The organism is Bradyrhizobium sp. HKCCYLRH3061, assembly GCF_051168015.1.
Classification (GTDB): domain Bacteria; phylum Pseudomonadota; class Alphaproteobacteria; order Rhizobiales; family Xanthobacteraceae; genus Bradyrhizobium.
This window is the reverse complement of the sequence record NZ_JBNPUE010000018.1, coordinates 132,920-154,646: the sequence shown is the minus strand read 5'-3', so window position 1 is coordinate 154,646 and position 21,727 is coordinate 132,920. Positions and strand designations below refer to the sequence as shown.

Sequence of the window (21,727 nt, the reverse complement as noted above, 5' to 3'; positions counted from 1 at the left end):
TGACCTGATGGCTGATTTCTTTGCGAGCTCATTCTGGACCGGTTTCCTCTGGCCGCTGATCATCATGATCGCGCAGAGCGTGCTGCTGCTCGTCGTCCTCCTGGTCGCGATCGCCTACATCCTGCTGGCCGACCGCAAGATCTGGGCGGCGGTGCAGATCCGCAGGGGTCCGAACGTGGTCGGGCCCTGGGGCCTGTTCCAGTCGTTCGCCGACCTCTTGAAGTTCGTGCTCAAGGAGCCGATCATTCCGGCCGGCGCCAACAAGGGCGTGTTCCTGCTGGCGCCGCTGGTGTCCTGCGTGCTGGCGCTGGCGGCGTGGGCGGTGATCCCGACCAATCTCGGCTGGGCGATCGCCGACATCAATGTCGGCATCCTCTTCATCTTCGCGATCTCGTCGCTGTCGATCTACGGCATCATCATGGCCGGCTGGTCGTCGAACTCGAAGTATCCGTTCCTGGCGGCGCTGCGCTCGGCGGCGCAGATGGTGTCCTACGAGGTCTCGATCGGCTTCGTGATCATCACCGTGCTGCTCTGCGCCGGCACCCTGAATCTGTCGGCGGTGGTCGAGGCGCAGCACGCCCGCGGGCTTGCGAGCCTGATCGGCCTGCCGCAGCTGACGATCCTGAACTGGTACGTCTGGCCGCTGTTCCCGATGTTCGTGGTGTTCTACGTCTCGGCGCTCGCCGAGACCAACCGCCCGCCCTTCGACCTGGTCGAAGCTGAATCCGAGCTCGTCGCCGGCTTCATGGTCGAATACGGCTCGACGCCGTATCTCTTGTTCATGCTCGGCGAGTATGTCGCGATCACCACGATGTGCGCGCTGGCCACGATCCTGTTCTTGGGCGGTTGGCTGCCGCCGATCGATCTGCCGCCGTTCAACTGGGTGCCGGGCGTCATCTGGTTCTCGCTCAAGCTGTTCTTCATGTTCTTCCTGATCGCGATGGCGAAAGCGATCGTGCCGCGCTACCGCTACGACCAGTTGATGCGCCTTGGCTGGAAAGTGTTCCTGCCGCTGTCGCTGGCCATGGTGGTGATCGTCGCGGGCGTGCTGCAATTCGCCGGCATCGCGCCGAAATGAGGCTGTCATGAACATCTCCGCCACCGCACGGTCGCTGCTGCTGCAGGAGTTCGTCTCCGCGTTCTTCCTCGCGATGCGCTACTTCTTCCAGCCGAAGCCGACCCTGAACTATCCGTTCGAGAAGGGCCCGATCTCGCCGCGCTTTCGCGGTGAGCATGCGCTGCGCCGCTATCCCAATGGCGAGGAGCGCTGCATCGCCTGCAAGCTGTGCGAGGCCGTGTGCCCGGCGCAGGCGATCACGATCGAGGCCGGCCCGCGCCGCAACGACGGCACCCGTCGCACGGTGCGCTACGACATCGACATGGTGAAGTGCATCTATTGCGGCCTGTGTCAGGAAGCCTGTCCGGTGGACGCCATCGTCGAGGGGCCGAACTTCGAGTTCGCGACCGAGACCCGCGAGGAGCTTTACTATGACAAGGCCAAGCTGCTCGCGAACGGCGACCGCTGGGAGCGCGAGATCTCCAAAGCCATCGCGCTCGACGCGCCGTACCGCTGAGGCCGTCCGATGATCCTTCCTGCGCTCTTCTTCTACCTGTTCGCGGCGGTCTGCGTGGCCTCCGCGGTGATGGTGATCGTCTCGAAGAACCCCGTTCATTCGGTGCTCTATTTGATCCTCGCCTTCGTCAATGCTTCAGGCCTGTTCGTGCTGATGGGCGCCGAGTTCCTGGCGATGATCCTGGTCGTCGTCTATGTCGGCGCGGTCGCGGTGCTGTTCCTGTTCGTGATCATGATGCTCGACGTGGACTTCACCGAGCTGCGCGAGGGATTCCTGCAATACATGCCGATCGGCCTCGTCATCGGCGGCATCTTCCTGTTCGAGCTGCTGCTGACGGTGTCGTACTGGGTCATCAACCCGACGACGCCGAAGGCGATCACGGCGGCGATCCCGACCAACGTCACCAACACCGAGGCGCTCGGCCTGGTGCTCTATACGAAGTACATCCATTACTTCCAGCTGTCGGGCATGATCCTGCTGGTGGCGATGATCGGCGCGATCGTGCTGACCCTGCGCCACAAGGCCAGCGTGAAGCGCCAGGACATCAACGTCCAGAACGCGCGCACGCCGGAGATGGCGATGGCGGTGCGCAAGGTCGCGGTCGGGCAGGGGCTGCAGGACACGGATGCCGCGGAGTGGGTGAAATGACCATCGGACTGGGACACTACCTCGCCGTGGCGGCGATGCTGTTCACGCTCGGCATCCTCGGCATCTTCCTGAACCGCAAGAACATCATCGTCATCCTGATGTCGGTCGAGCTGATCCTGCTCGCGGTCAACATCAACCTGGTGGCGTTCTCGACCTTCCTCGGCGACATCGTCGGCCAGGTGTTCGCGCTGCTGGTCCTGACCGTTGCGGCGGCGGAAGCCGCGATCGGCCTTGCCGTGCTGGTGGTCTACTTCCGCAACCGCGGCTCGATTGCGGTTGAAGACGTCAATCTGATGAAGGGCTAAGGACGCATGATCCGCACAGATGGGGGCCGGCTTGCCGGCAAGGTCATGCGTAAGGGGATGGGCGAATGATCCAGGCCATTGTCTTTCTGCCGCTGCTCGGCGCGATCCTGGCCGGCCTGATCGCGCTGCTGGGGGCGCATGGACGCCATCCGAGCGGCGATGTGGTCGAGCATCATCACGATGACGGCCATCACCACGGCGCCGCCGACGCGCACGCGCATGCGCATGATGATCACGGCCACGGACACGATGATCATCACGTCGCAGAGCCGCCCGCGGCCGGCACCTGGGCCGCGCAGGCGATCACCACCGCGCTGCTGTTCGTCTCGGCCGGCCTGTCCTGGGCGATGCTGATCAGCGTCGGCTTCATGCATCACGAGGCCGGGGTGAAGGAGCTCTTGCCCTGGATCAATTCCGGCGAGTTGCAGGTCTCCTGGGCGCTGCGCGTCGATACGCTGACGGCCATCATGCTGGTCGTGGTGACCAGCGTGTCCTCGCTCGTGCATCTGTATTCGATCGGCTACATGGACGAGGATCCGAACCGTCCGCGCTTCTTCGCCTATCTGTCGCTGTTCACCTTCGCGATGCTGATGCTGGTGACCGCGAACAACCTCGTGCAGCTGTTCTTCGGCTGGGAGGGCGTCGGTCTCGCCAGCTACCTGCTGATCGGCTTCTGGTTCCAGAAGCCGTCGGCCAACGCGGCCGCGATCAAGGCCTTCGTCGTCAACCGCGTCGGCGACTTCGGCTTCGCGCTCGGCATCTTCGCGATCTTCCTGCTGACGAAGTCGACCGACTTCGAGACGATCTTCGCCGCCGCGCCGAGCTTGGCTGGCAAGGCGACGATCAACTTCCTCGGCTGGCACGCCGACGCGCTGACCTTGACCTGCCTGCTGCTGTTCATGGGCGCGATGGGCAAGTCGGCGCAGTTCCTGCTGCACACCTGGCTGCCGGACGCGATGGAAGGTCCGACCCCGGTCTCTGCGCTGATCCACGCCGCGACCATGGTCACCGCCGGCGTGTTCATGGTGGCGCGCCTGTCGCCGCTGTTCGAGCTCGCGCCGAACGCGCAGGCCGTCGTGATGTTCTTCGGCGCGACCACGGCGTTGTTCGCAGCGACCGTCGGCCTCGTGCAGAACGACATCAAGCGCATCGTCGCCTACTCGACCTGCTCGCAGCTCGGCTACATGTTCGTGGCGATGGGAGCAGGGGCCTACTCGGTCGGCATGTTCCATCTGTTCACGCATGCCTTCTTCAAGGCGCTGCTGTTCTTGGGCTCCGGCTCGGTGATCTACGCGATGCACCACGAGCAGGACATCCGCAACATGGGCGGCCTGTGGCGCAAGATCCCGTACACCTTCGCGGTGATGACGGTCGGTACGCTCGCGCTCACCGGCTTCCCCGGCTTCGCCGGCTTCTTCTCCAAGGATGCGATCATCGAGGCTGCATACGCCGCGCACAATCCGTTCGCGACCTACGCGTATTTCCTCACCATTGTCGCCGCCGGCCTGACCTCGTTCTATTCCTGGCGCCTGGTGTTCAAGACTTTCTTCGGCACGCCGCACGATCAGCATCATTATGATGCCGCGCATGAGAGCCCGATCTGGATGCTGATCCCGATCGGCGTGCTCGCGGCCGGCTCGATCCTGGCCGGGCTCCCGTTCAAGGGCGTGTTCACCGATCCTCATGGCGTCGAGCACTTCTTCGGCGAGTCCCTGAAGATGAACCCGCACATCCTCGAAGACATGGAGCACATGCCGGCCTGGCTCGCTCAGCTTCCCTTCGTCATGATGGTGCTGGGATTTGTGGTCTCCTACTTCTTCTACGTCAGACGTCCGGACATCCCGGAGGAGCTCGCCGCGCAGCAGCCGCTGCTCTACAGGTTCCTGCTCAACAAGTGGTACTTCGACGAGCTGTATGATTTGATCTTCGTTCGTCCGGCGAAGTGGCTCGGCCGCTTCCTCTGGAAGAAGGGCGACGGCTTCGTCATCGACGGATTCGGTCCGGACGGTGTCTCGGCGCGGGTGCTCGACATCACGCGCAACGTCGTCAAGATCCAGACCGGGTACCTCTATCATTACGCCTTTGCCATGCTGATCGGCGTCGCCGGCCTGATCACCTGGTTCATGTTCATGGGGGGCCAGCAATGACCACCTGGCCAATTCTCTCCGTCGTCACCTTCCTGCCGATCGTCGGCGCGCTGCTGATCTATCTGGTCCGCGGCGACGACGAGGCGGCCCGGCGCAATGCGCGCTGGATCGCGCTGTGGACCACGCTGATCACCTTTGCGGTGTCGGTGATCCTGGTGCTGCGCTTCGATCCCGGACAGACCGACTTCCAGTTCGTGGAGAAGTCGAACTGGCTGGCGGCCGGCATCAGCTATCACATGGGTGTCGACGGCATCTCGCTGCCGTTCGTGATCCTGACCACCGCCTTGATGCCGTTCTGCATCGTGGCGAGCTGGAAGTCGGTCACCAACCGCCTGCGCGAATACATGATGGCGTTCCTGATCCTGGAAACGCTGATGGTCGGCACGTTCTCGGCCCTCGACCTCGTGCTGTTCTACCTGTTCTTCGAGGGCGGCCTGATCCCGATGTTCCTGATCATCGGCGTCTGGGGTGGTCCGCGTCGGGTCTATGCCTCGTTCAAGTTCTTCCTGTACACGCTGCTCGGCTCGGTGCTGATGCTGCTCGCCATCATGGCGCTGTACTGGAACGCAGGGACCACCGACATCCCGACGCTGATGCACACCGTGGTGCCGCGTAACCTGCAGACCTGGGCATGGCTGGCCTTCTTCGCCTCCTTTGCGGTGAAGATGCCGATGTGGCCGGTTCATACCTGGCTGCCGGACGCGCATGTCGAGGCGCCGACGGCGGGCTCCGTGATCCTGGCCGCGATCCTCCTGAAGATGGGCGGCTACGGCTTCCTGCGCTTCTCGCTGCCGATGTTCCCGCTGGCCTCGCACGACTTCGCGCCGCTGGTGTGGACACTCTCGGCCATCGCGATCATCTACACCTCGCTGGTCGCGCTGATGCAGGAGGACATCAAGAAGCTCATTGCCTACTCGTCGGTGGCGCATATGGGCTTCGTGACGATGGGCATCTTCGCCGGCACCATGCAGGGCGTCGCGGGCGGCGTGTTCCAGATGATCTCGCACGGCATTGTCTCCGGCGCGCTATTCCTCTGCGTCGGCGTCGTCTACGACCGGATGCACACCCGCGAGATCGCGGCCTATGGTGGCCTCGTCAATCGGATGCCGGTCTACGCGCTGGTGTTCATGGTGTTCACGATGGCCAATGTCGGCCTGCCCGGCACCTCCGGCTTCGTCGGCGAGTTCATGACCCTGCTCGGCACCTTCAAGGTGTCGATCCCGACCGCGTTCTTCGCGACCTTCGGTGTCATCCTGTCGGCAGCCTATGCGCTGTGGCTGTACCGCAAGGTGGTGTTCGGTGCGCTGACCAAGCCGTCGCTCGCCAGCATCAAGGACCTCACGCTGCGTGAAGGCGTGATCCTATTTCCGCTGGTGGCGCTGACCATCCTGTTCGGTGTCTATCCGAAGCCGATCCTCGACATGTCGGCGGCGTCGGTGCAGCAGCTCGTCACCAACTACAATACCGCCGTGACGGCCGTGAAGGCCGCCGCGCTGCTCCAATGATGAGACCCTTGGGGTCGGGACAGAGACGATGATCGAGAATCTTGGGCCTCAGCTTTGGGTGGTGCTGCCGGAGCTGCTGTTGGCCGTGGGGGCCATGGCGCTGTTGATGCTGGGCGCGTTTCGCGGGCAGGGGACGACGGGGCTCGTCACCTGGCTGGCGGTTGCTCTGCTGATCGTGGTCGGCATCCTCGTCTTCAGGCAGCCGGGCGGCCAGGCCTTCGGCGGCAGCTTCATCGCTGACAGCTACGCGCGCTTCCTGAAGATCCTGGCGATCATCGGCTCGATCGCGACTTTGGTGATGTCGGCGGAATTCTTGTCCAAGCCGGACCGCCGCATCTTCGAATATGCAATCCTGGTGCTGCTCTCGACCTTGGGCATGCTTGTCCTGATCTCGGCCGGCGACCTGATCTCGCTGTATCTGGGTCTCGAGCTGATGTCGCTCGCGCTCTACGTCGTCGCGGCCAGCCATCGTGACAACGTCAAGTCGACCGAGGCCGGCCTGAAGTACTTCGTGCTCGGTGCGCTGTCGTCGGGCATGCTGCTCTATGGTGCCTCGCTGATCTACGGCTTCACCGGCACGGTGAGCTTTGCCGGGATCGCGGCTGCCACCAAGACCGGCAGCGTCGGCATCATTTTCGGCCTCGTCTTCCTGTTCGCCGGCATGTGCTTCAAGGTCTCGGCGGTGCCGTTCCACATGTGGACGCCGGACGTCTATGAGGGCGCGCCCACCCCGGTGACGGCGTTCTTCGCCTCCGCGCCCAAGGTCGCGGCGATCGCCGTGTTCGCGCGCGTCGCGCTGACGGCGTTCCCGGGCATCACCTTCCAATGGCAGCAGATCATCGTGTTCGTCTCGATCGCCTCGATGGCGCTCGGCTCGTTCGCCGCGATCGGACAGACCAACATCAAGCGCCTGATGGCCTATTCGTCGATCGGCCATATGGGCTTCGCGCTGGTCGGCCTCGCCGCAGGCACGGTCGAGGGCGCGCAGGGCGTGCTGACCTACATCGCGATCTATGTCGCGATGACGCTCGGCTCCTTCGCGGTGATCATGGCGATCAAGCGGAACGGCCAGTCGTTCGAGAAGATCAGCGATTTCTCGGGGCTGTCGCGCACCAATCCGCTGCTCGCCTTCTTCTTCGCGATGCTGCTGTTCTCGCTGGCCGGCGTTCCGCCGCTCGCGGGCTTCTTCGCGAAATGGTACGTGTTCGTCGCCGCCATCAAGGGCGGGCTGTTCACGCTGTCGGTGATCGGCGTGCTGACCAGCGTGGTCGGCGCCTATTATTATCTGCTCATCGTCAAGACGATGTATTTCGACGAGCCGCTGCCGACGCTCGATCCGGTCAGGATCGAGCTGCGCACGGTGCTCGCGATCTCCGGCATCTTCAACATCCTGTTCTTCGCCTATCCCGGCCCGCTGGTCAGCGCGGCTGCGGCCGCGGCGAAGTCGCTGTTCTAGATGGCGTTTGCTCTCGGGTCCCGTGCCGCTGCGGCAGGTTACGGGCTCGTCACGTTCGATCAGGCGGGGTCGACCAACGTCGAGGCGCTGAAGTCGGCCAGAGAGGGCGGCAAGGCGCGGTGCTGGTTCGTCACGTCGGAGCAGACGGCCGGGCGCGGCCGTCGCCAGCGTCCGTGGATCGCGCCGCGCGGCAATCTGGCCTCGAGCGTGCTCGAAGTGCTGAACGTGGCTCCCGCCGTGGCCGCCACCCTCGGCTTCGCCGCGGGCCTGGCCATCGAGGCCGCGTTGCGCCAGGTGAGCCTCGAGGCTGCGCTGCGGTCCGGAGGCGGCGTGGCCTTTGCGTTGAAATGGCCCAACGACGTGTTGGCCGACGGCCGCAAGATCGTCGGCATGCTGCTCGAAGCGGAGCAGGTGGCTGGCGGGCTCGCCGTGGTTGCCGGCATCGGAACCAACGTGGTGGCGGCGCCGCCGGATACCCCGACACCGGCGGTCTCGTTGGCGGACCTCGGCATCCAGGTGGCTGCCGAGGATTTGTTCGCGGCCTTGTCTGACGCCTGGGTCGAATATTTCGGCATCTGGAACGAGGGCCGGGGCTTCGGTGATATTCGCCGGCTCTGGCTGGAGCGGGCGGCCGGCCTCGGGCAGCCCGTCGCCATCAGGTCCGGACATGCTATCATCGAGGGGATTTTCGACACGATCGACGAACAGGGTTGTATGCTGGTGCGGACCGCGGAGGGACGATTGGAGCCGATCACGGCAGGCGATGTTCATTTCGGCTCGGTCGCCTCCCAAGGAGCGGTCTAGATGGCACGTCCCGACGAACTGACTTTTGCACCGCTCGGCGGCGTCGGCGAGATCGGCATGAACCTGTCGATCTACGGCCTCGGCAACCGCCACCAGCGGTCCTGGCTCGCGATCGATCTCGGCGTCTCCTTCGGCGACGAGGAGCATCTGCCGGGCATCGACCTGATCATGCCCGACGTCGCTTTCCTGGAGAAAGAGCGCAACAACCTCGTCGGTCTCGTGCTGACCCATGCGCATGAGGACCATTTCGGCGCGATCATCGACCTGTGGCCGCGGCTGAAATGCCCGATCTACGCGACCAAGTTCAGCGCCGCTTTGTTCGAGGCCAAGTGCGAGGCCGAGCGCCTGCCGGCCAAGATTCCGGTCAAGGTGATTCCTTCCGGCGGCCGCGTCGATATCGGTCCGTTCAACGTCGAGTTCATCCCCGTCGCGCATTCGATTCCGGAATCGCATGCGCTGGCGATCCATACCGAGGTCGGTACCGTCCTGCACACCGGCGACTGGAAGATCGATCCGACGCCGGTGCTGGGTGCGCCGACCGATGAGAAGCGGCTGCGCGAGCTCGGCGACGCCGGGCTGCTGGCGCTGATCGGCGACTCCACCAACGCGGTGCGCGAGGGACGCTCGCCGTCCGAGGCCGAAGTCGCCAAGACGATCGCGGCTTTGGTTAAGGAAGCGAAGGGCCGCGTCGCCGTCACCACCTTTGCCTCCAACGTCGCGCGCATCCGCGCTGTCGCCGAGGCAGCGCGTGAGGCGGAGCGCGAGGTCGTCATCGTCGGCCGCGCCATGGAGCGGGTGGTCCAGGTCGCGCGCGAAACCGGCTATCTCGACGGCGTGCAGAACTTCCGCGGCATGGATCTCTACGGCCACTTCCCCGCGGACAAGGTGCTGGCGCTGTGCACCGGCAGCCAGGGCGAGCCGCGCGCCGCGCTGGCGCGCATCGCCAATGACGACCATCCGTTGGTGACGCTGAACAAGGGCGACACCGTCATCTTCTCGTCGCGCACCATTCCCGGCAACGAGAAGGCGGTCGGTGCCGTCATCAACGGGCTGGTGCAGCAGGGCATCGAGATCATCACCGACCGCAACCATCTGGTTCATGTCTCCGGCCATCCGCGCCGCGACGAGCTGCGCGACATGATCGCGTGGACGCGGCCGCAGCTCCTGATCCCCGTGCATGGCGAAGCGTTGCATCTGCATGAGCATGCGAGGCTGGCGCGCGCCTGCGGCGTGCCGAAGGTGATCACCTGCCGCAACGGCGACCTGGTCAAGCTCGGCCCCGGTGATCCCGGGATCATCGACGAACTGCCGGCGGGACGGCTCTACAAGGACGGCAGCATCGTCGAGGACTCGAAATCGCGCGCCGTGGTCGAGCGCCGCAAGATGGCCTTTGCCGGCTGCATCTTCGTCGCGCTCGCCATCACCGAGAAGGGCGAGCTGGCCGACGATCCCGAAGTCGACATGGTCGGCATCCCCGAGAAGAATGCGGCAGGCGAGGCGATGGACGACATCGTGTTCGACGCGGTCGTCTCGACCTTCGAAGGACTGCCACGCGCGCGGCGTCGTGATCCCGATGCCGCGGCGGAATCCGTGCGGCGGGCGGTGCGCTCGACGGTGAACGAGCAGTGGGGCAAGAAGCCGATCTGCCTCGTCCATGTCTTGGAAGTCTGACGCGGGCCAACAGAACGGCCGTTCAAAAGAAAAAGTGGAGGATGTCATGCTGGGCCGGCTCAACCACGTCGCCATCGCGGTCAAGGACGCCGAAAAGGCTGCCAGGATTTATGGCGCGGCGTTCGGTGCCGAGATCTCCCCCGCGGTGCCGCTGCCGGAGCATGGCGTGATCACCGTGTTTGTGACCTTGCCCAACACCAAGATCGAGTTCATCCAGCCGCTGGGCGAGGCGTCACCGATCGCCAAATTTCTCGAGCGCAATGCGGATGGCGGCATCCATCACGTCTGCTACGAGGTGGCCGACATCATCGCCTCGCGCGACACGCTGATCAAGGAGGGCGCCCGCGTGCTCGGCGACGGCCAGCCGAAGATCGGCGCCCATGGCAAGCCGGTGCTGTTCCTGCATCCGAAGGATTTTTCCGGCGCGCTCGTCGAGATCGAGCAGGCCTGAGCAGCGGGGGCAATCATGGCCTACATCATCTCAACCTGGCTTGCGATCTACTTCGTGCTGTGGTGGGTCATGCTGTTCGTGACCCTGCCGTTCGGCGTGCGTAGCCAGCACGAGACGGGCGGCGGTTCGCCCGGCACCGATCCCGGCGCGCCGACCATCAGCCTGATGGGGCGCCGCTTGATCTGGACCACGCTGTTGTCGGCGGTCGTGTTCGGCCTGGCGCTCCTGGCCTATCAGGCCGGCTATCTCAGCATCGAGCGGCTGTCACGGCTGATGGGAATTCCGTTCTAGCCGCGCTCGCATCGCACAACGTCCTCTCGAAGCCGATGCGCGGACGCGCGTCGGCTTTTTTGCTATAGGAGGTCAAAACAAGACCGACAGGGAGGTTGCGCGTGATGACATCGGCCGAGGCCCGGAACGGGACGCCATCGGGCTATCGCATTCTGAACGAGATTGATCTTCGAAACCATCTCGCGGGGATTCCTTCGGTCGCAGGGCAACTCGGCGGATCGGCTGAGCGCTGGTCGATCACCGAGGTCGGCGATGGCAACCTCAACCTGGTCTTCATCGTCAAGGGATCGTCCGGCGGACTCGCAGTGAAGCAGGCGTTGCCTTACGTGCGGCTGGTCGGCGAGAGTTGGCCGCTGCCGCTGTCACGCGCCCACTATGAGCATCTGGCGCTGACGTATCAGAACCGCCTTGGCCCCGGCCTCGTGCCGGCCATCATTCACCATGATCCGGCGCTGGCGCTGACGGCGATGGAGCTGCTCGAGCCGCACATCATCATGCGCAGGGGACTGGTCGCGGGCACGATCTACCCGGCCTTCGTCGATCACATCACGACCTTCATGGCGCGGACGCTGTTCTTCTCGTCCGACCTCGCGCTGTCTGCCGCCGCGAAGAAGGATGCGATTGCGAGCTTTGCCGGCAATCATGCGCTGTGCAAGATCACCGAGGACCTGATCTTCACCGACCCCTATCGCATCGCCGAGCAGAATCGCTGGACGTCACCGTGGCTCGACGCCACGGCCGCCGAGATCCGTGCCGATCTCGATCTGCACGTCGCGATCTCCCGGCTCAAGCTGAAATTCCTGTCATGCGCCGAGGCGCTGATCCATGGCGATCTGCACACGGGATCGATCATGGTGACGAATACCGAGACCCGGGTGATCGATCCGGAATTCGCCTTCTACGGCCCGATGGGTTTTGACGTCGGTGCCGTGCTGGCCAATTTGCTGATGGCGTATTTCGCCTCCGAAGGACATGAGCAGGAGCGCGGTAGTAGGGACGCCTTCGAAAGCTGGGTGCTTGCGACTGTCGATGAAGTCTGGACCGGGTTTGTCGACAAGTTCCTGGCACTGTGGCGGAGTGAGGCGACCGGTGATGCCTATCCGCCGTCGCTGTTTCCGGGCGAGGCGGGAGCGGCACGGCTGGAGACGGAGCGTCAGGCATACATGGCCGGATTGTTCCAGGATGCCGTCGGCTTCACGGCGGCGAAGATCATCCGCCGCATCCTGGGTCTCGCGCACAACATCGACTTCGAGCTGATCGAGGATGCCAAGCAGCGCGCGGTGTGTGAGGCGAGGGCGCTGCGGCTCGCGCGGACGCTGATGCTTGAGACGGCATCGTTTACGTCGATCGACACGGTAACGAAGGCCGCGCGCGAGCTGCGTCATTGGCAGCCGGGGTTCTAGACCTCGACAGAGGCTGCCGTCACCGCGAGAAGCGAAGCGACGAAGCAATCCGGAGGCGCGCGTGACGCCCTGGATTGCTTCCGCCTACGCCTTCGGCGGACATGTCACTTCGCTCGCAATGATGGAAGCAGGTGCGTAGGGTTGGCAAAGGCGCGCCGCGATGCATCAGCTCGGCCTCGTTCTTTCCCGCGCCGCGCCCACCATTTTCGCACCAAGCTTGCTGATGGACGGTGGGCACGCTGCCGCCCTGGGGCGGCGGCTTTGCCCACCCTACGGCATCCCAGTTAGTCCGCCGCCTTGGCGCGCAGCCGTTGTGCGTAGACGTTGATCACCAGTGCCGCCAGCAGGATCAGGCCGCGGATCAGGATTTTCAGGAAGCTGTCGATGTTGACGTGGTCGAGGCCGTTGTTGAGGACGCCGAGCACGAACAGGCCGACGATGGTGTTGCCGATGCCGCCGCGGCCGCCGAACAGGCTGGTGCCGCCGACCACGACGGCGGCGATCGAGTCCAGCAGGTAGGTGTCGAACTCGTTCTGCTGCGCGCTGCCGAAATGCGCCACGCCGAGCATGCCGCCGATCCCGGAGCACACCGCCGAAATCACCATCACGCTGCCGAGGATGAGCTTGACGTTCAGGCCGGAATATTCCGCCGCCTCGCGGTTGCCGCCGACCATGTAGACGTAGCGGCCGAACCGCGTGTAGGTCAGCACGAGGTGCCCGAGCAGCAGCATCAGCGCCGCCACGATCACGATCCAGGGCACGCCCGCGATCGAGCCTGAACCGAGCGTCGTGATGATGGGCGGGACCTTGTAGGCGATCTGGCCGCGCACCAGCATCGCCGAGATGCCTGCGGCGATCTGCATCATCGCGAGCGTCATGATGAACGAGGGAATGCCGATCACGGTCAGGCCGAAGGCGTTGACCACGCCGAGCAGCGCGCACAGCGCCAGCGCGAGCAGGATCGCGGCAAAGCCGGGCATCGGCAGGTTGGCGATGTTGACGTAGGACTCCTGCAGGGTGAAGTAGGCCACGGCGATGCCGGTGACGTTGGCGATGGCGGCGATCGACAGGTCGATCTCCGCGCACAGGATGACGAAGGTGAGGCCCACCGCAATGATGCCGGTGACCGATACCTGGGTCAGGATGTTGCCGACATTGTCGAGCGTTGCGAAAGATGGGCTTGCGATCGCGAAGAACGCGGTGAGGAAGATCAGCGTCAGGAACGGCGCGATGTTGCGCATCTGTGAGCGCAGCAGCGCTGCGACCCCGCCGGCGCGCCGCGGCTGCGCCTCCGGCATCGGAACGGTCTCGCCATGCGCCATGACAATCTCCCTACGCCGCCTCGAGCAGACGGTCTTTGCTGATGGTCTCGCCGGCGAATTCGCGCACGACCTCGCCGCGCTTGAGCACGATGACGCGATCGGCCAGCGACAGCACGGTCTCCGGCTCGGTCGAGAGCACGATCACGGCGATGCCCTGGTCGCGCAGCTGCCGCACGATCTGGATGACGTCGCTCTTGGCGCCGACATCCATGCCTCGCGTCGGTTCGCACAACACCAGGAGCCGCGGCGGATGGCTGAGCCATTTGGCGAGCGCCACCTTCTGCTGGTTGCCGCCGGAGAGCAGGCCGAGGTCGATCTCGACATCGGCAGGCCGGATCTGCAACTGCTCGACCTGGCGCTTCGCGAGCGCGCGCTCGTGTGCGGGCTTCAGCAGCACCGCGTTGATGCGGTCGAGGATGCTGATCGAGACGTTCTTGTAGACGGGCTCCTGCAGGAACAGCATGTCGCGGCGGCTCTCCGGCACGAAGGCGATGCCGGCGCGGCGCGCATCCGCCGTGCTCTTGAAGCGGTTGCGCTGGCCGGCGATGCGCAACTCGCCGGCGTCGGGTGCGAGTTTGCCGAACAGGATCCGCGCCAGCTCGAGCTGGCCGCAGCCCATGAAGCCGTAGATGCCGAGCACCTCGCCGGCGCGCACGGCGAACGAGACGCGCTTCAGATTGCGCGCCAGCGACAGGCCGTCGGCTTCGACGACCACGGGCTTGCCGGCCGTGGGCGCGGGCAGGGTGATGTCGTGGGTGTAGCTGTCCTCCAGCGCATCGCGTCCCTTGCCGATCATGGCCTCGATCAGCGCGGCCTTGCTGGTGTCCGCGGCACGCGTCTCCATGATCTTGCGGCCATTGCGGAACACCGTGACCTCGTCGGAGATCAGCAGGATGTCCTCGATAAAGTGCGAGATGAAGATGATCCCCGTGCCTTGCTCGCGTAGCTTGCGCAGCGCCGCGAACAGCCGCTCGACTTCGGGCGGCGACAGCGCCGAGGTCGGCTCGTCCAGGATGATGATGCGGGCGCCGGAGAACAGCACGCGCGCGATCTCGATCAGCTGCTGCACGCCGATCGGGAGATCGCCGAGCCGGCTCATCGGATCGGCGTCGATGCCAAGGCGCTTGAGCTGCTCGGCGGCCTCGCGCGCCATCCGGCGCCACTGCACGATGCCCAGCGCATTGGTCGGCTGGTTGCCGAGAAACACGTTCTCGGCCACCGTGAGATCCGGGGCGACGCTCAGCTCCTGATGGACCATGGCGATGCCGGCTGCACGGGCATCCCGGGCAGAGTTGAAGTGAACCTCGCGGCCGTCGAGCAGGAAGCGGCCGGAGAATCCGGTATGCACGCCGGCGATGATCTTCATCAGCGTGCTCTTGCCGGCGCCGTTCTCCCCGACGAGACCATGGATCTCGCCGGGGCGAAGCGTGAAGTCGACGCCGCGCAACGCGGTGACGCCGCCGAACGACTTGGTGATGTCCTGCAGTTCCAGAAGCGGCGGGCGGCTGTTCGACATGGGAGGGACTTCAGATCAGGAAATGATCCTCCATCCATTGCATGCCCGCGGCATTCGCCTTGGTCACGACCGGACCGTCGGTGATGACGTGCTTCGGAATGCCCTGGCCGCTCTTCTCGCCGGCGGTGACCGCCGCGACGCCGGCCACGATCGCGCCGCCGTGGATGCGGCAGGACGGATTGCGCACGGTCGCGAACATGCGGCCGTCGCTGACCGCCTGGATCGCCGGCGGCATGGCGTCGACGCCGCCGATCAGGATGTTGGTGCGGTTGCGCGCCTTCATGATGTTGTAGGCGGCAAGCGCCATGTCGTCATTGTGGAAGAACGCCGCGTCGATCTGCGGATATTTCGTGAGATAGGTCTCCCACAGCCGCGCCGCCTTCGACACGTCCCAGTCGGCCGGCTGCGTGTCCAGCACCTCGATGTTCGGGAACTGCTTGATCACCGAATTGAAGCCCTTGGCGCGGCCCTGTGCGCCGGTATGGCCGAGCGCGCCCTGCGTCATGATGATCTTGCCCTTGCCGCCCATCGCGTTCGCCAACGCCTGGGTGACGGATGCGCCCATGAACTCGTTGTCGGGTGCCAGGAAGGAGTGGACATTGATCTGATCGAGCGGGGCGATCAGCGTGTCCATGTCGATGACGGGAATGCCGGCGTCGATCATCTTCTGCACCGGCTGGGTCAGGGTGCCGATGCCGAACGCCTGGATGGCGACGAAATCCCACTTCTGCGACGCCATGTTGTCGATCGCGGCGCGCTGTTTCACCGCATCGAGCTGGCCGTCGAACCAGGTGACTTCGACGTTGAGCAGCTTGCCCCACCATTCCGCGGCCTGCTTGCCCTGGGCGCACCAGGTCGCCTGCAGTCCGGCATTGGAGAACGCCGCCTTGAGCGGCTTTTCGGAACGGCCCATCTCGGCGGCCATCGCCGGATTGATGCCGAAGCCGGCGAGCAGCGCGGCCGCAGAGCCCGCGGCCGTCGCCGCCTGGAGAAGATCGCGCCTGGTCGTTTTCTTGGACGTTTTGTCAGTGCCGGGCATCCCGTGCTCCCTGTCCCATCGTTGTCCGGCGGCGTCATTGATCGCGCCGCCAAGATCTGCAGTGTTTCACAACCCAATTCATCACGCCACAGCCGGATGTTGTGCGTTGCACTGGATGGCTTTCGCGCTGCACGCGCAATGTCAGAAAACCGTGATGCACCCGTGGTACGCGGCAGCGCAGCTTTGGGAGAGAGCCTTTGGCAACGACACGCATCGCCGTGATCGCCGACATCCATCACGGCCGGGATACGCAGACGAAGCGTGGATCGGTGGCGCTGCCATTGCTCGAGCGCTTCGTCACGCAGATGAACGCCGAAAACATCGCTGCGGTTATCGATCTCGGCGACCGGATTTCCGACGAAGATCCCGAGCGCGATCGTCTGCTGCAAAGCGACGTCGCGATGTGTTTCGCAAAGCTTGCGCCGGCGCATCATCATGTCAGTGGCAATCATGATCTCGCATTGCTCAGTCTCGCCGACAATGAAGCGATCATGGATCGTCCGTGCGGGTCGCGGGCTCTGATCATCGGCGATGTCAGATGTGTGTTCTGGCAACCCGACGTGAGTCTGACGCGGAGCCGTGGCTTTCGCCTCTCCGCGGGCGATCTCGGCGCGTTGGTCCAGCTGCTTGCCCAGGATGACCGGCCGACCCTGCTCGTCAGCCACGTGCCGCTGTCAGGACAGGCTCAGACCGGCAACTACTACTTCGAAGCCAATCCGGAACACGCGGCCTATGCCGAGACCGATGCGATCCGCGCGGCGATCGCGGATGCGCCTTGCCCGATCGTCGCGCTCGCCGGGCATGTCCATTGGAATACGATGACGACGGTCGATGGCACACCGCATCTGACGTTGCAGTCGCTGACCGAGACGTTCATCTCGGGCGATCCAGCCGAAGCGGCTGGCCTTCTCGATATCGGCGATGGTTCGTTGCGCTGGAGCGTGACGGGCCGCGAACCGCTGTCGGTGACGTTGCCTTGGCCAAAGGCCAAGGCGCGGTGGCGTGCGCCATTGACACGCTTCGCGACGGCTGCGGTGGCTTGAGGTGGTGGCGTGTTCAGGTGGCGTTCATGCGGCCCGCAATACCGTCATTAAGACGGTGGCTGCCCTGCGAGGACCGCAAAAAAAAATAGAGCAGGGCAGCGGGCCCTGCTCGGAAATTGTGTCGACCCTTTAGATATCCCGCAAGTTCAGATTTGATCTTGTTAAGCGGGGTGACGCTGCTTGTTGCGCGCCAGGGCTCCTCCCGAGACTTGGACCACCAGACTTCCGCAAGCGTTAGCCTGAGGCCCAAATTCGTAGACGATCTTTTTGCGTTTGTCATCCTTTTCGGCAACGATTGTTCAAATTTCGCGCACTTCCTGAAATGATCGGTAAGTGCTTGCAATTGACGAGTTTTATTTTCGTGTTTTCTCGTGATAGGTGCCAAGTTACCGTATTTGACGGCGGCCCTGAGGCGCGGCGGGATTGTTCTTAATCAACGACCGCTGGCGAAATGTGCCGACTGTGCCCTGCGCGACCTCGACTCCGGGCGTCCACTCGGGCACAAGAATTCGGTTCATTTGGCAGGCTTTGATGCGGCAGCGGCTGCAGGCGTTTCTCCCGATCATGCTGATCGCACTGATGGTGCAGATCCTGGCGCCGATCGGTGTTGCCTGGGCGGCGGCATCAGCCGCGGCCGATCCCCTGTACGGACTTGAGATCTGCCACGGCCAGCTGGGTTCCCAGCCGATTGACGATGGGTCGCCGGCGAGCCCTGCGCTTCACGGCTGTTCGCTGTGCTGCCTGGCGCAGCCGGTCACACTGGATGGGCCAGAGCTCTCCACCATCGCCGTTCCGCAACGCGATTCGGGCGAGGTCGTGTGGCGCGCCGGTGACCGGGCTGACGGGATCACCAAGGCTTTTTCGAACGCGCAGGCACGGGCTCCGCCCGCAGCGTGACGCGCTGGCCGTCGTGCGGCCCTGACCTCCCAAATCACATCACCATGACCTGCGTTGTCTGCGCGGCGATCGCCGTGCGGACATGCGCCGATCAACCAAGCTGGCGCATCGCCGCCAAGACAAGAAGGATAATCGACATGACCTTCCTCGGACGCTCTCTGCTCGCATTCGCTCTCCTGTTGGGAGGATCTTCCGCCGCCTTGGCCGCGGACGTGAAGGCCGGTGACCTCGTCATCACCCAGCCTTGGAGCCGCGCCACGCCGGGCGGCGCCAAGACGGGCGCTGGCTATCTGACCATCGAGAACAAGGGCAGCGCGCCCGACCGCCTCGTCGCGGTGACCGGCGACGTCGCCGGGCGAGTCGAGATTCACGAGATGGCCGTCACCAACGGTGTCATGACCATGCGCCCCCTCGACAAGGGACTCACGATCGAGCCGGGCAAGACCGTCGCGCTGGCGCCGGGCGGCTATCACCTGATGCTGATGGAGCTGAAGAGCCCGCTGAAGCAGGGCGACAAGCTGCCGGTCACGCTGGAGTTCGAGAAGGCCGGCAAGGTGGCCGTGACGCTCGAGGTGCAGGCGGTCGGCGCCAAGGCACCAGGCGGCGAGGGCGGCGGCATGATGAAGCAGCATGATCATTCCGGCATGAAGATGTAGGCCGGGCGCTCTGCGGCTCCGACGGAGAGGCCGGCCTCGATGACGCAACGGGTGTTGAACGCCGCCATGATAGCCGGCTCGCGCGCGAGCCGGCTGCTGGCGGCCGACCGCACCCGACGTCCTGCCAATGTCCGTCGGAAGTTCGTCCGATATCTGCCGGTCGCGCTGCTAGCAATGCTGTTGCAGGTGTTGGCGCCAGTGGCGGCGTCCGCCCTGACGGCAGCGACGATCGTGACGGTCGATCCGTTCGGCGGGACGGCGATCTGCCATGCCGAGACGGATGCGGCGCCCTCTAATGGTGATACCGACCGCGCTGCCTGCGGCCTTGACTGCGTCATGTGCTGCGTGCTGCACGCCGCTGCGGCGCTCGATGCGCCGCCGGCGCCATTCGATGCGGCTCCGCTGCGTCTGACGGCGTCCATCGTCTGGACTGCGCGCGAGCTCCGCCTCGTTCATCTCCTCGCCCGGGCGCAGGCGCAACCAAGAGGACCCCCGTTCCTCTCCTGAGCACAGAACTCGTCGTCGGCGCCGCAGCAGCGCGCCGATCCGTTTTGAACCAGGAAGACCGGCCGTGTAGAGCCGGCATCGGGGAAGTCAAACATGTTCCGTCGTCATGCCCTGGGTGGCGTGAGCGTGGTCGCCTTGCAGCTCATGCTGCTGCAACCGGCCACGATCGCGCGCGCCGAGACCGAGAAGGAATTGCCGTCCGTCACCGTCGACGCGCCGCGTGCAGCACCACAAGGGACCGTGCGCAAGCCGGTTGTGCAGGCCGCCTCCGTCCGCCCCCGCGCGCCGAAGCCGGCCGGCGCATCCGTGGCCGGCAGCTCCGGGCCGGGAGGAGCGGTGTCCGACCCAGCCTCGGCTGTCGGCGCCGCCCGCAACCAGCTCAGCCAGTCGCCGTCCGGCCAGACCGCAACCACCATCGACCGCAGCCGCTACGATGACCGGCCTGCGTTTTCCGTCGGCGACATCCTGCGCGAAAGCCCCGGTGTTTCGCTCAAGCAGGGCAACGGACCGCGCGATCTCGGCATCTCGATCCGAGGCTCCAACGCCCGCAACGGCTTCGGCATCCGCAACATCGCGCTGTTCGAGGATGGCTTTCCCGTCACGCAGCCGGACGGGCTGTCGCGCAGCGACCTGATCGATCCCCACGCCTATGGCGCGGTCGACGTCATCCGCGGCCCGTCCTCGGCGCTCTACGGCAACTATGCGACCGGAGGCGCCATCAACTTCCGCACCCGTCCGGGCGGCAGCATCGACGGCGCGGAGATCGGCAGCGAGGGCGGCAGCTTCGGCTATCTCAGCAACTACATGACCTTCGGCAAGAAGGTCGGCAATTTCGAGGGCTCGTTGTTCACCAGCGACGTCCGCGGCGACGGCTATCTCGGCAACGGCTGGTTCAACACCCAGACGGTCAACTTCCTCGGCACCTACAAGGCGACGCCGGATGACCGCTTCACGGTCAAGATCATCAACAACGACCTGTTTACGCGGCTGCCGATTCGATACACGCTGAGCCAGTACTATCAGAACCCATATCAGCAGGGCTGCACCACGAGAACGTCTATGGCGGCCGGCTGCGCGACCGTCGGGCTCAACAAGAACGGAATCAATACGCTCGGTGGGGTTGATCAGGAGACCGCGTTGCAGGCGGGGCTCGGCCGCAACGATCGACGCACGATCGTCGGCGGCCGCTGGGAGCACGACTTCGACAACGACACGACCTGGCGCAACCAGTTCGTGTTCGACGACCGCAACATCAGCCAGCCGACAGGATCGACCAGCGCGATCGGCGACTATCCGTCCTACAACTACATGAGCGACATCACCAAGAGGGGAGAGATCTTCGGGCTGGAATCGACCGCCTTCTTCGGCGCGTTCTACAACACGCTGACCGCGTCCGGAGATACGCGCTTCGTCGTGCCCGGCGGCAACGCAGCGCTCGGCGGCCTCTCGGCCAACACCTGGAGCGAGACCACCAACTACGGCCTGCGAGCCCGCGAGGAGCTCAAGTTGACGGCGGCACTGACGGGGGTGGCCGGTCTCGGCTGGGAGCGCACCCATCTGCGCGGCGTGAACACCGCCTACACCTACGGCGCGACGGCAACGACGACCACGATCACGACGGCGGACCGGCAGTTCGACAATCTCGCCCCCGAGCTGGCACTGCTCTACAGGGTGAATAGCGACTGGCTGCTGCGAGCTCGCGTCGCCACCGGGTACGGCACGCCGCAGGTCTCCAACCTGTTCGTGCTGCCGACCGGCGATTTCGGCAACAACACGCAGCTGAAGTCGCAGACCAATCTGGGCTACGACGTGGGGTTCGACTGGACGCCGAACCGGTCTCTGACCCTCAGCGCAACGGGCTTCTACGAGTTCTTCCGCAACGAGATCGTCACCCAGGCCGTCACAGGGACGCAGAACACGTCCTACACCTTCAACGCACCGCGTTCGGAGCATCGCGGCGTCGAATTGGCGGCCGATTGGCGGGTCCTGCCGGGCTGGCGGTTCACCGCTGCCTACACCTACCTCGACCAAGTCTACACCGAGTATTCTGAGAACCTTGTGAACGGCAGCAACCTGTTCGGCTTCAACCGCGCCGGCAACAAGATTCCCGGCATCTCGCCGAACGAGCTGACCGCGCGGCTCGGATACGATCACGACAGCGGGCGGTTCGCGGGACTTGGTGCGTTCGTCGAGGTCCAGTGGAAGGACTCGTTCTATATGGACAATGCGAATTTGCTGAAGGCGCCGGGCTACGAGCTCGTCAATCTGAACGTCCACTACAAGACCGAGCTTGCCTCGGACACGTTCAAGTCGATGAACGTCTTCTTCGAAGTCCGCAATGTGTTCGACCGCACCTACATCGCCTCCGCGAACAATCTGCAGAATACGGTGACGGGCGCCGGCGTGCAGGGACTGGCAGGCACGGGAACGATCTACGCCGGCTCGCCGCGCGCGTTCCTGGCCGGGATGAAGGTGGCATTCCGATGAGGACC

20 protein-coding genes are annotated in these 21,727 nt (G+C 64.6%); 17 read left to right on the top strand and 3 right to left on the bottom strand.

All coding sequences use genetic code 11. From position 1 onward, the window contains the following. The first annotated feature begins 7 nt into the window (after positions 1-7). The 12 genes from nuoH (at position 8) to mtnK (ending at position 12,255) form a co-directional block, all read left to right on the top strand. Positions 8-1,078, top strand: a complete 1,071-nt coding sequence (nuoH, locus tag ACQR2C_RS26100; protein ID WP_315799700.1) for an NADH-quinone oxidoreductase subunit NuoH — start codon at positions 8-10, stop codon at positions 1,076-1,078. 7 nt (positions 1,079-1,085) lie between these two features. Beyond that, a complete protein-coding gene (nuoI, locus tag ACQR2C_RS26095) occupies positions 1,086-1,574 on the top strand; it encodes an NADH-quinone oxidoreductase subunit NuoI (RefSeq protein WP_006611003.1) in 489 nt (162 codons plus the stop codon). Between the two features lie 9 nt (positions 1,575-1,583). Then, entirely contained in the window at positions 1,584-2,222 is a 639-nt protein-coding gene (locus ACQR2C_RS26090; protein WP_015666525.1) for an NADH-quinone oxidoreductase subunit J, read from the top strand. Beyond that, positions 2,219-2,527 (top strand): NADH-quinone oxidoreductase subunit NuoK, encoded by a 309-nt coding sequence (gene nuoK, locus ACQR2C_RS26085; RefSeq protein WP_006611001.1) that lies wholly within the window; start codon positions 2,219-2,221, stop codon positions 2,525-2,527. The genes ACQR2C_RS26090 and nuoK overlap by 4 nt, the downstream gene beginning before the upstream one ends. 65 nt (positions 2,528-2,592) lie before the next feature. Next, a complete protein-coding gene (nuoL, locus tag ACQR2C_RS26080) occupies positions 2,593-4,674 on the top strand; it encodes an NADH-quinone oxidoreductase subunit L (RefSeq protein WP_434882426.1) in 2,082 nt (693 codons plus the stop codon). Next, positions 4,671-6,179: an NADH-quinone oxidoreductase subunit M gene (locus ACQR2C_RS26075; protein WP_316217858.1), complete on the top strand. Its 1,509-nt coding sequence runs from the start codon at positions 4,671-4,673 to the stop codon at positions 6,177-6,179. The genes nuoL and ACQR2C_RS26075 overlap by 4 nt, the downstream gene beginning before the upstream one ends. A gap of 28 nt (positions 6,180-6,207) precedes the next feature. Continuing rightward, entirely contained in the window at positions 6,208-7,635 is a 1,428-nt protein-coding gene (gene nuoN, locus ACQR2C_RS26070) for an NADH-quinone oxidoreductase subunit NuoN (protein WP_316237401.1), read from the top strand. Beyond that, entirely contained in the window at positions 7,636-8,439 is an 804-nt protein-coding gene (locus ACQR2C_RS26065; protein WP_315799704.1) for a biotin--[acetyl-CoA-carboxylase] ligase, read from the top strand. After that, positions 8,440-10,110 carry a ribonuclease J gene (locus ACQR2C_RS26060; protein WP_315799705.1) on the top strand — a complete coding sequence of 557 codons (1,671 nt, stop codon included), beginning with the start codon at positions 8,440-8,442 and terminating at the stop codon, positions 10,108-10,110. 46 nt (positions 10,111-10,156) lie between these two features. After that, on the top strand, positions 10,157-10,561 hold the full coding sequence (mce, locus tag ACQR2C_RS26055) for a methylmalonyl-CoA epimerase (RefSeq protein WP_316181340.1): 405 nt from the start codon (positions 10,157-10,159) through the stop codon (positions 10,559-10,561). A gap of 15 nt (positions 10,562-10,576) precedes the next feature. Continuing rightward, on the top strand, positions 10,577-10,852 hold the full coding sequence (locus ACQR2C_RS26050; protein WP_315799707.1) for a DUF1467 family protein: 276 nt from the start codon (positions 10,577-10,579) through the stop codon (positions 10,850-10,852). Positions 10,853-10,953: 101 nt separating this feature from the next. Then, a complete protein-coding gene (mtnK, locus tag ACQR2C_RS26045; protein WP_434882425.1) occupies positions 10,954-12,255 on the top strand; it encodes an S-methyl-5-thioribose kinase in 1,302 nt (433 codons plus the stop codon). 284 nt (positions 12,256-12,539) lie between these two features. On the opposite strand, the gene ACQR2C_RS26040 is transcribed toward mtnK, so the two are convergent. The 3 genes from ACQR2C_RS26040 to ACQR2C_RS26030 are packed head-to-tail and all read right to left on the bottom strand — an operon-like array spanning position 12,540 to position 16,132. Next, a complete protein-coding gene (locus ACQR2C_RS26040) occupies positions 12,540-13,577 on the bottom strand; it encodes an ABC transporter permease (protein ID WP_315799708.1) in 1,038 nt (345 codons plus the stop codon). A gap of 10 nt (positions 13,578-13,587) precedes the next feature. Beyond that, positions 13,588-15,093 (bottom strand): sugar ABC transporter ATP-binding protein, encoded by a 1,506-nt coding sequence (locus ACQR2C_RS26035; protein WP_316181338.1) that lies wholly within the window; start codon positions 15,091-15,093, stop codon positions 13,588-13,590. Between the two features lie 10 nt (positions 15,094-15,103). Next, positions 15,104-16,132, bottom strand: a complete 1,029-nt coding sequence (locus ACQR2C_RS26030; RefSeq protein ID WP_315799710.1) for a sugar ABC transporter substrate-binding protein — start codon at positions 16,130-16,132, stop codon at positions 15,104-15,106. Between the two features lie 197 nt (positions 16,133-16,329). On the opposite strand from ACQR2C_RS26030, the gene ACQR2C_RS26025 reads away from it, so the two are divergent. The 5 genes from ACQR2C_RS26025 (at position 16,330) to ACQR2C_RS26005 (ending at position 21,722) form a co-directional block, all read left to right on the top strand. Continuing rightward, positions 16,330-17,175 carry a metallophosphoesterase family protein gene (locus ACQR2C_RS26025; RefSeq protein ID WP_316181336.1) on the top strand — a complete coding sequence of 282 codons (846 nt, stop codon included), beginning with the start codon at positions 16,330-16,332 and terminating at the stop codon, positions 17,173-17,175. Positions 17,176-17,706: 531 nt separating this feature from the next. Beyond that, positions 17,707-18,072: a DUF2946 family protein gene (locus tag ACQR2C_RS26020; protein ID WP_315799712.1), complete on the top strand. Its 366-nt coding sequence runs from the start codon at positions 17,707-17,709 to the stop codon at positions 18,070-18,072. Between the two features lie 137 nt (positions 18,073-18,209). After that, on the top strand, positions 18,210-18,728 hold the full coding sequence (locus ACQR2C_RS26015) for a copper chaperone PCu(A)C (protein ID WP_316217862.1): 519 nt from the start codon (positions 18,210-18,212) through the stop codon (positions 18,726-18,728). A gap of 39 nt (positions 18,729-18,767) precedes the next feature. Further along, on the top strand, positions 18,768-19,235 hold the full coding sequence (locus ACQR2C_RS26010) for a DUF2946 family protein (protein WP_434882424.1): 468 nt from the start codon (positions 18,768-18,770) through the stop codon (positions 19,233-19,235). Positions 19,236-19,328: 93 nt separating this feature from the next. Further along, complete coding sequence (locus ACQR2C_RS26005; protein WP_434882423.1) at positions 19,329-21,722, top strand: TonB-dependent receptor domain-containing protein; 2,394 nt, start codon at positions 19,329-19,331, stop codon at positions 21,720-21,722. The last annotated feature ends 5 nt before the right edge of the window (positions 21,723-21,727 follow it).

Excerpts from the sequence above, each read along its gene's own strand:
- ACQR2C_RS26015 (WP_316217862.1), top strand. The coding sequence starts at position 18,210 with ATGACCTTCCTCGGACGCTCTCTGCTCGCATTCGCTCTCCTGTTGGGA.
- mce (WP_316181340.1), top strand. The coding sequence starts at position 10,157 with ATGCTGGGCCGGCTCAACCACGTCGCCATCGCGGTCAAGGACGCCGAA.
- nuoN (WP_316237401.1), top strand. The coding sequence starts at position 6,208 with ATGATCGAGAATCTTGGGCCTCAGCTTTGGGTGGTGCTGCCGGAGCTG.
- nuoL (WP_434882426.1), top strand. The coding sequence starts at position 2,593 with ATGATCCAGGCCATTGTCTTTCTGCCGCTGCTCGGCGCGATCCTGGCC.
- ACQR2C_RS26030 (WP_315799710.1), bottom strand. The coding sequence starts at position 16,132 with ATGCCCGGCACTGACAAAACGTCCAAGAAAACGACCAGGCGCGATCTT.
- nuoH (WP_315799700.1), top strand. The coding sequence starts at position 8 with ATGGCTGATTTCTTTGCGAGCTCATTCTGGACCGGTTTCCTCTGGCCG.
- ACQR2C_RS26010 (WP_434882424.1), top strand. The coding sequence starts at position 18,768 with ATGACGCAACGGGTGTTGAACGCCGCCATGATAGCCGGCTCGCGCGCG.
- ACQR2C_RS26005 (WP_434882423.1), top strand. The coding sequence starts at position 19,329 with ATGTTCCGTCGTCATGCCCTGGGTGGCGTGAGCGTGGTCGCCTTGCAG.
- ACQR2C_RS26065 (WP_315799704.1), top strand. The coding sequence starts at position 7,636 with ATGGCGTTTGCTCTCGGGTCCCGTGCCGCTGCGGCAGGTTACGGGCTC.
- ACQR2C_RS26020 (WP_315799712.1), top strand. The coding sequence starts at position 17,707 with ATGCGGCAGCGGCTGCAGGCGTTTCTCCCGATCATGCTGATCGCACTG.
- nuoI (WP_006611003.1), top strand. The coding sequence starts at position 1,086 with ATGAACATCTCCGCCACCGCACGGTCGCTGCTGCTGCAGGAGTTCGTC.
- ACQR2C_RS26035 (WP_316181338.1), bottom strand. The coding sequence starts at position 15,093 with ATGTCGAACAGCCGCCCGCCGCTTCTGGAACTGCAGGACATCACCAAG.
- ACQR2C_RS26060 (WP_315799705.1), top strand. The coding sequence starts at position 8,440 with ATGGCACGTCCCGACGAACTGACTTTTGCACCGCTCGGCGGCGTCGGC.
- nuoK (WP_006611001.1), top strand. The coding sequence starts at position 2,219 with ATGACCATCGGACTGGGACACTACCTCGCCGTGGCGGCGATGCTGTTC.
- ACQR2C_RS26075 (WP_316217858.1), top strand. The coding sequence starts at position 4,671 with ATGACCACCTGGCCAATTCTCTCCGTCGTCACCTTCCTGCCGATCGTC.
- ACQR2C_RS26040 (WP_315799708.1), bottom strand. The coding sequence starts at position 13,577 with ATGGCGCATGGCGAGACCGTTCCGATGCCGGAGGCGCAGCCGCGGCGC.
- ACQR2C_RS26050 (WP_315799707.1), top strand. The coding sequence starts at position 10,577 with ATGGCCTACATCATCTCAACCTGGCTTGCGATCTACTTCGTGCTGTGG.
- ACQR2C_RS26090 (WP_015666525.1), top strand. The coding sequence starts at position 1,584 with ATGATCCTTCCTGCGCTCTTCTTCTACCTGTTCGCGGCGGTCTGCGTG.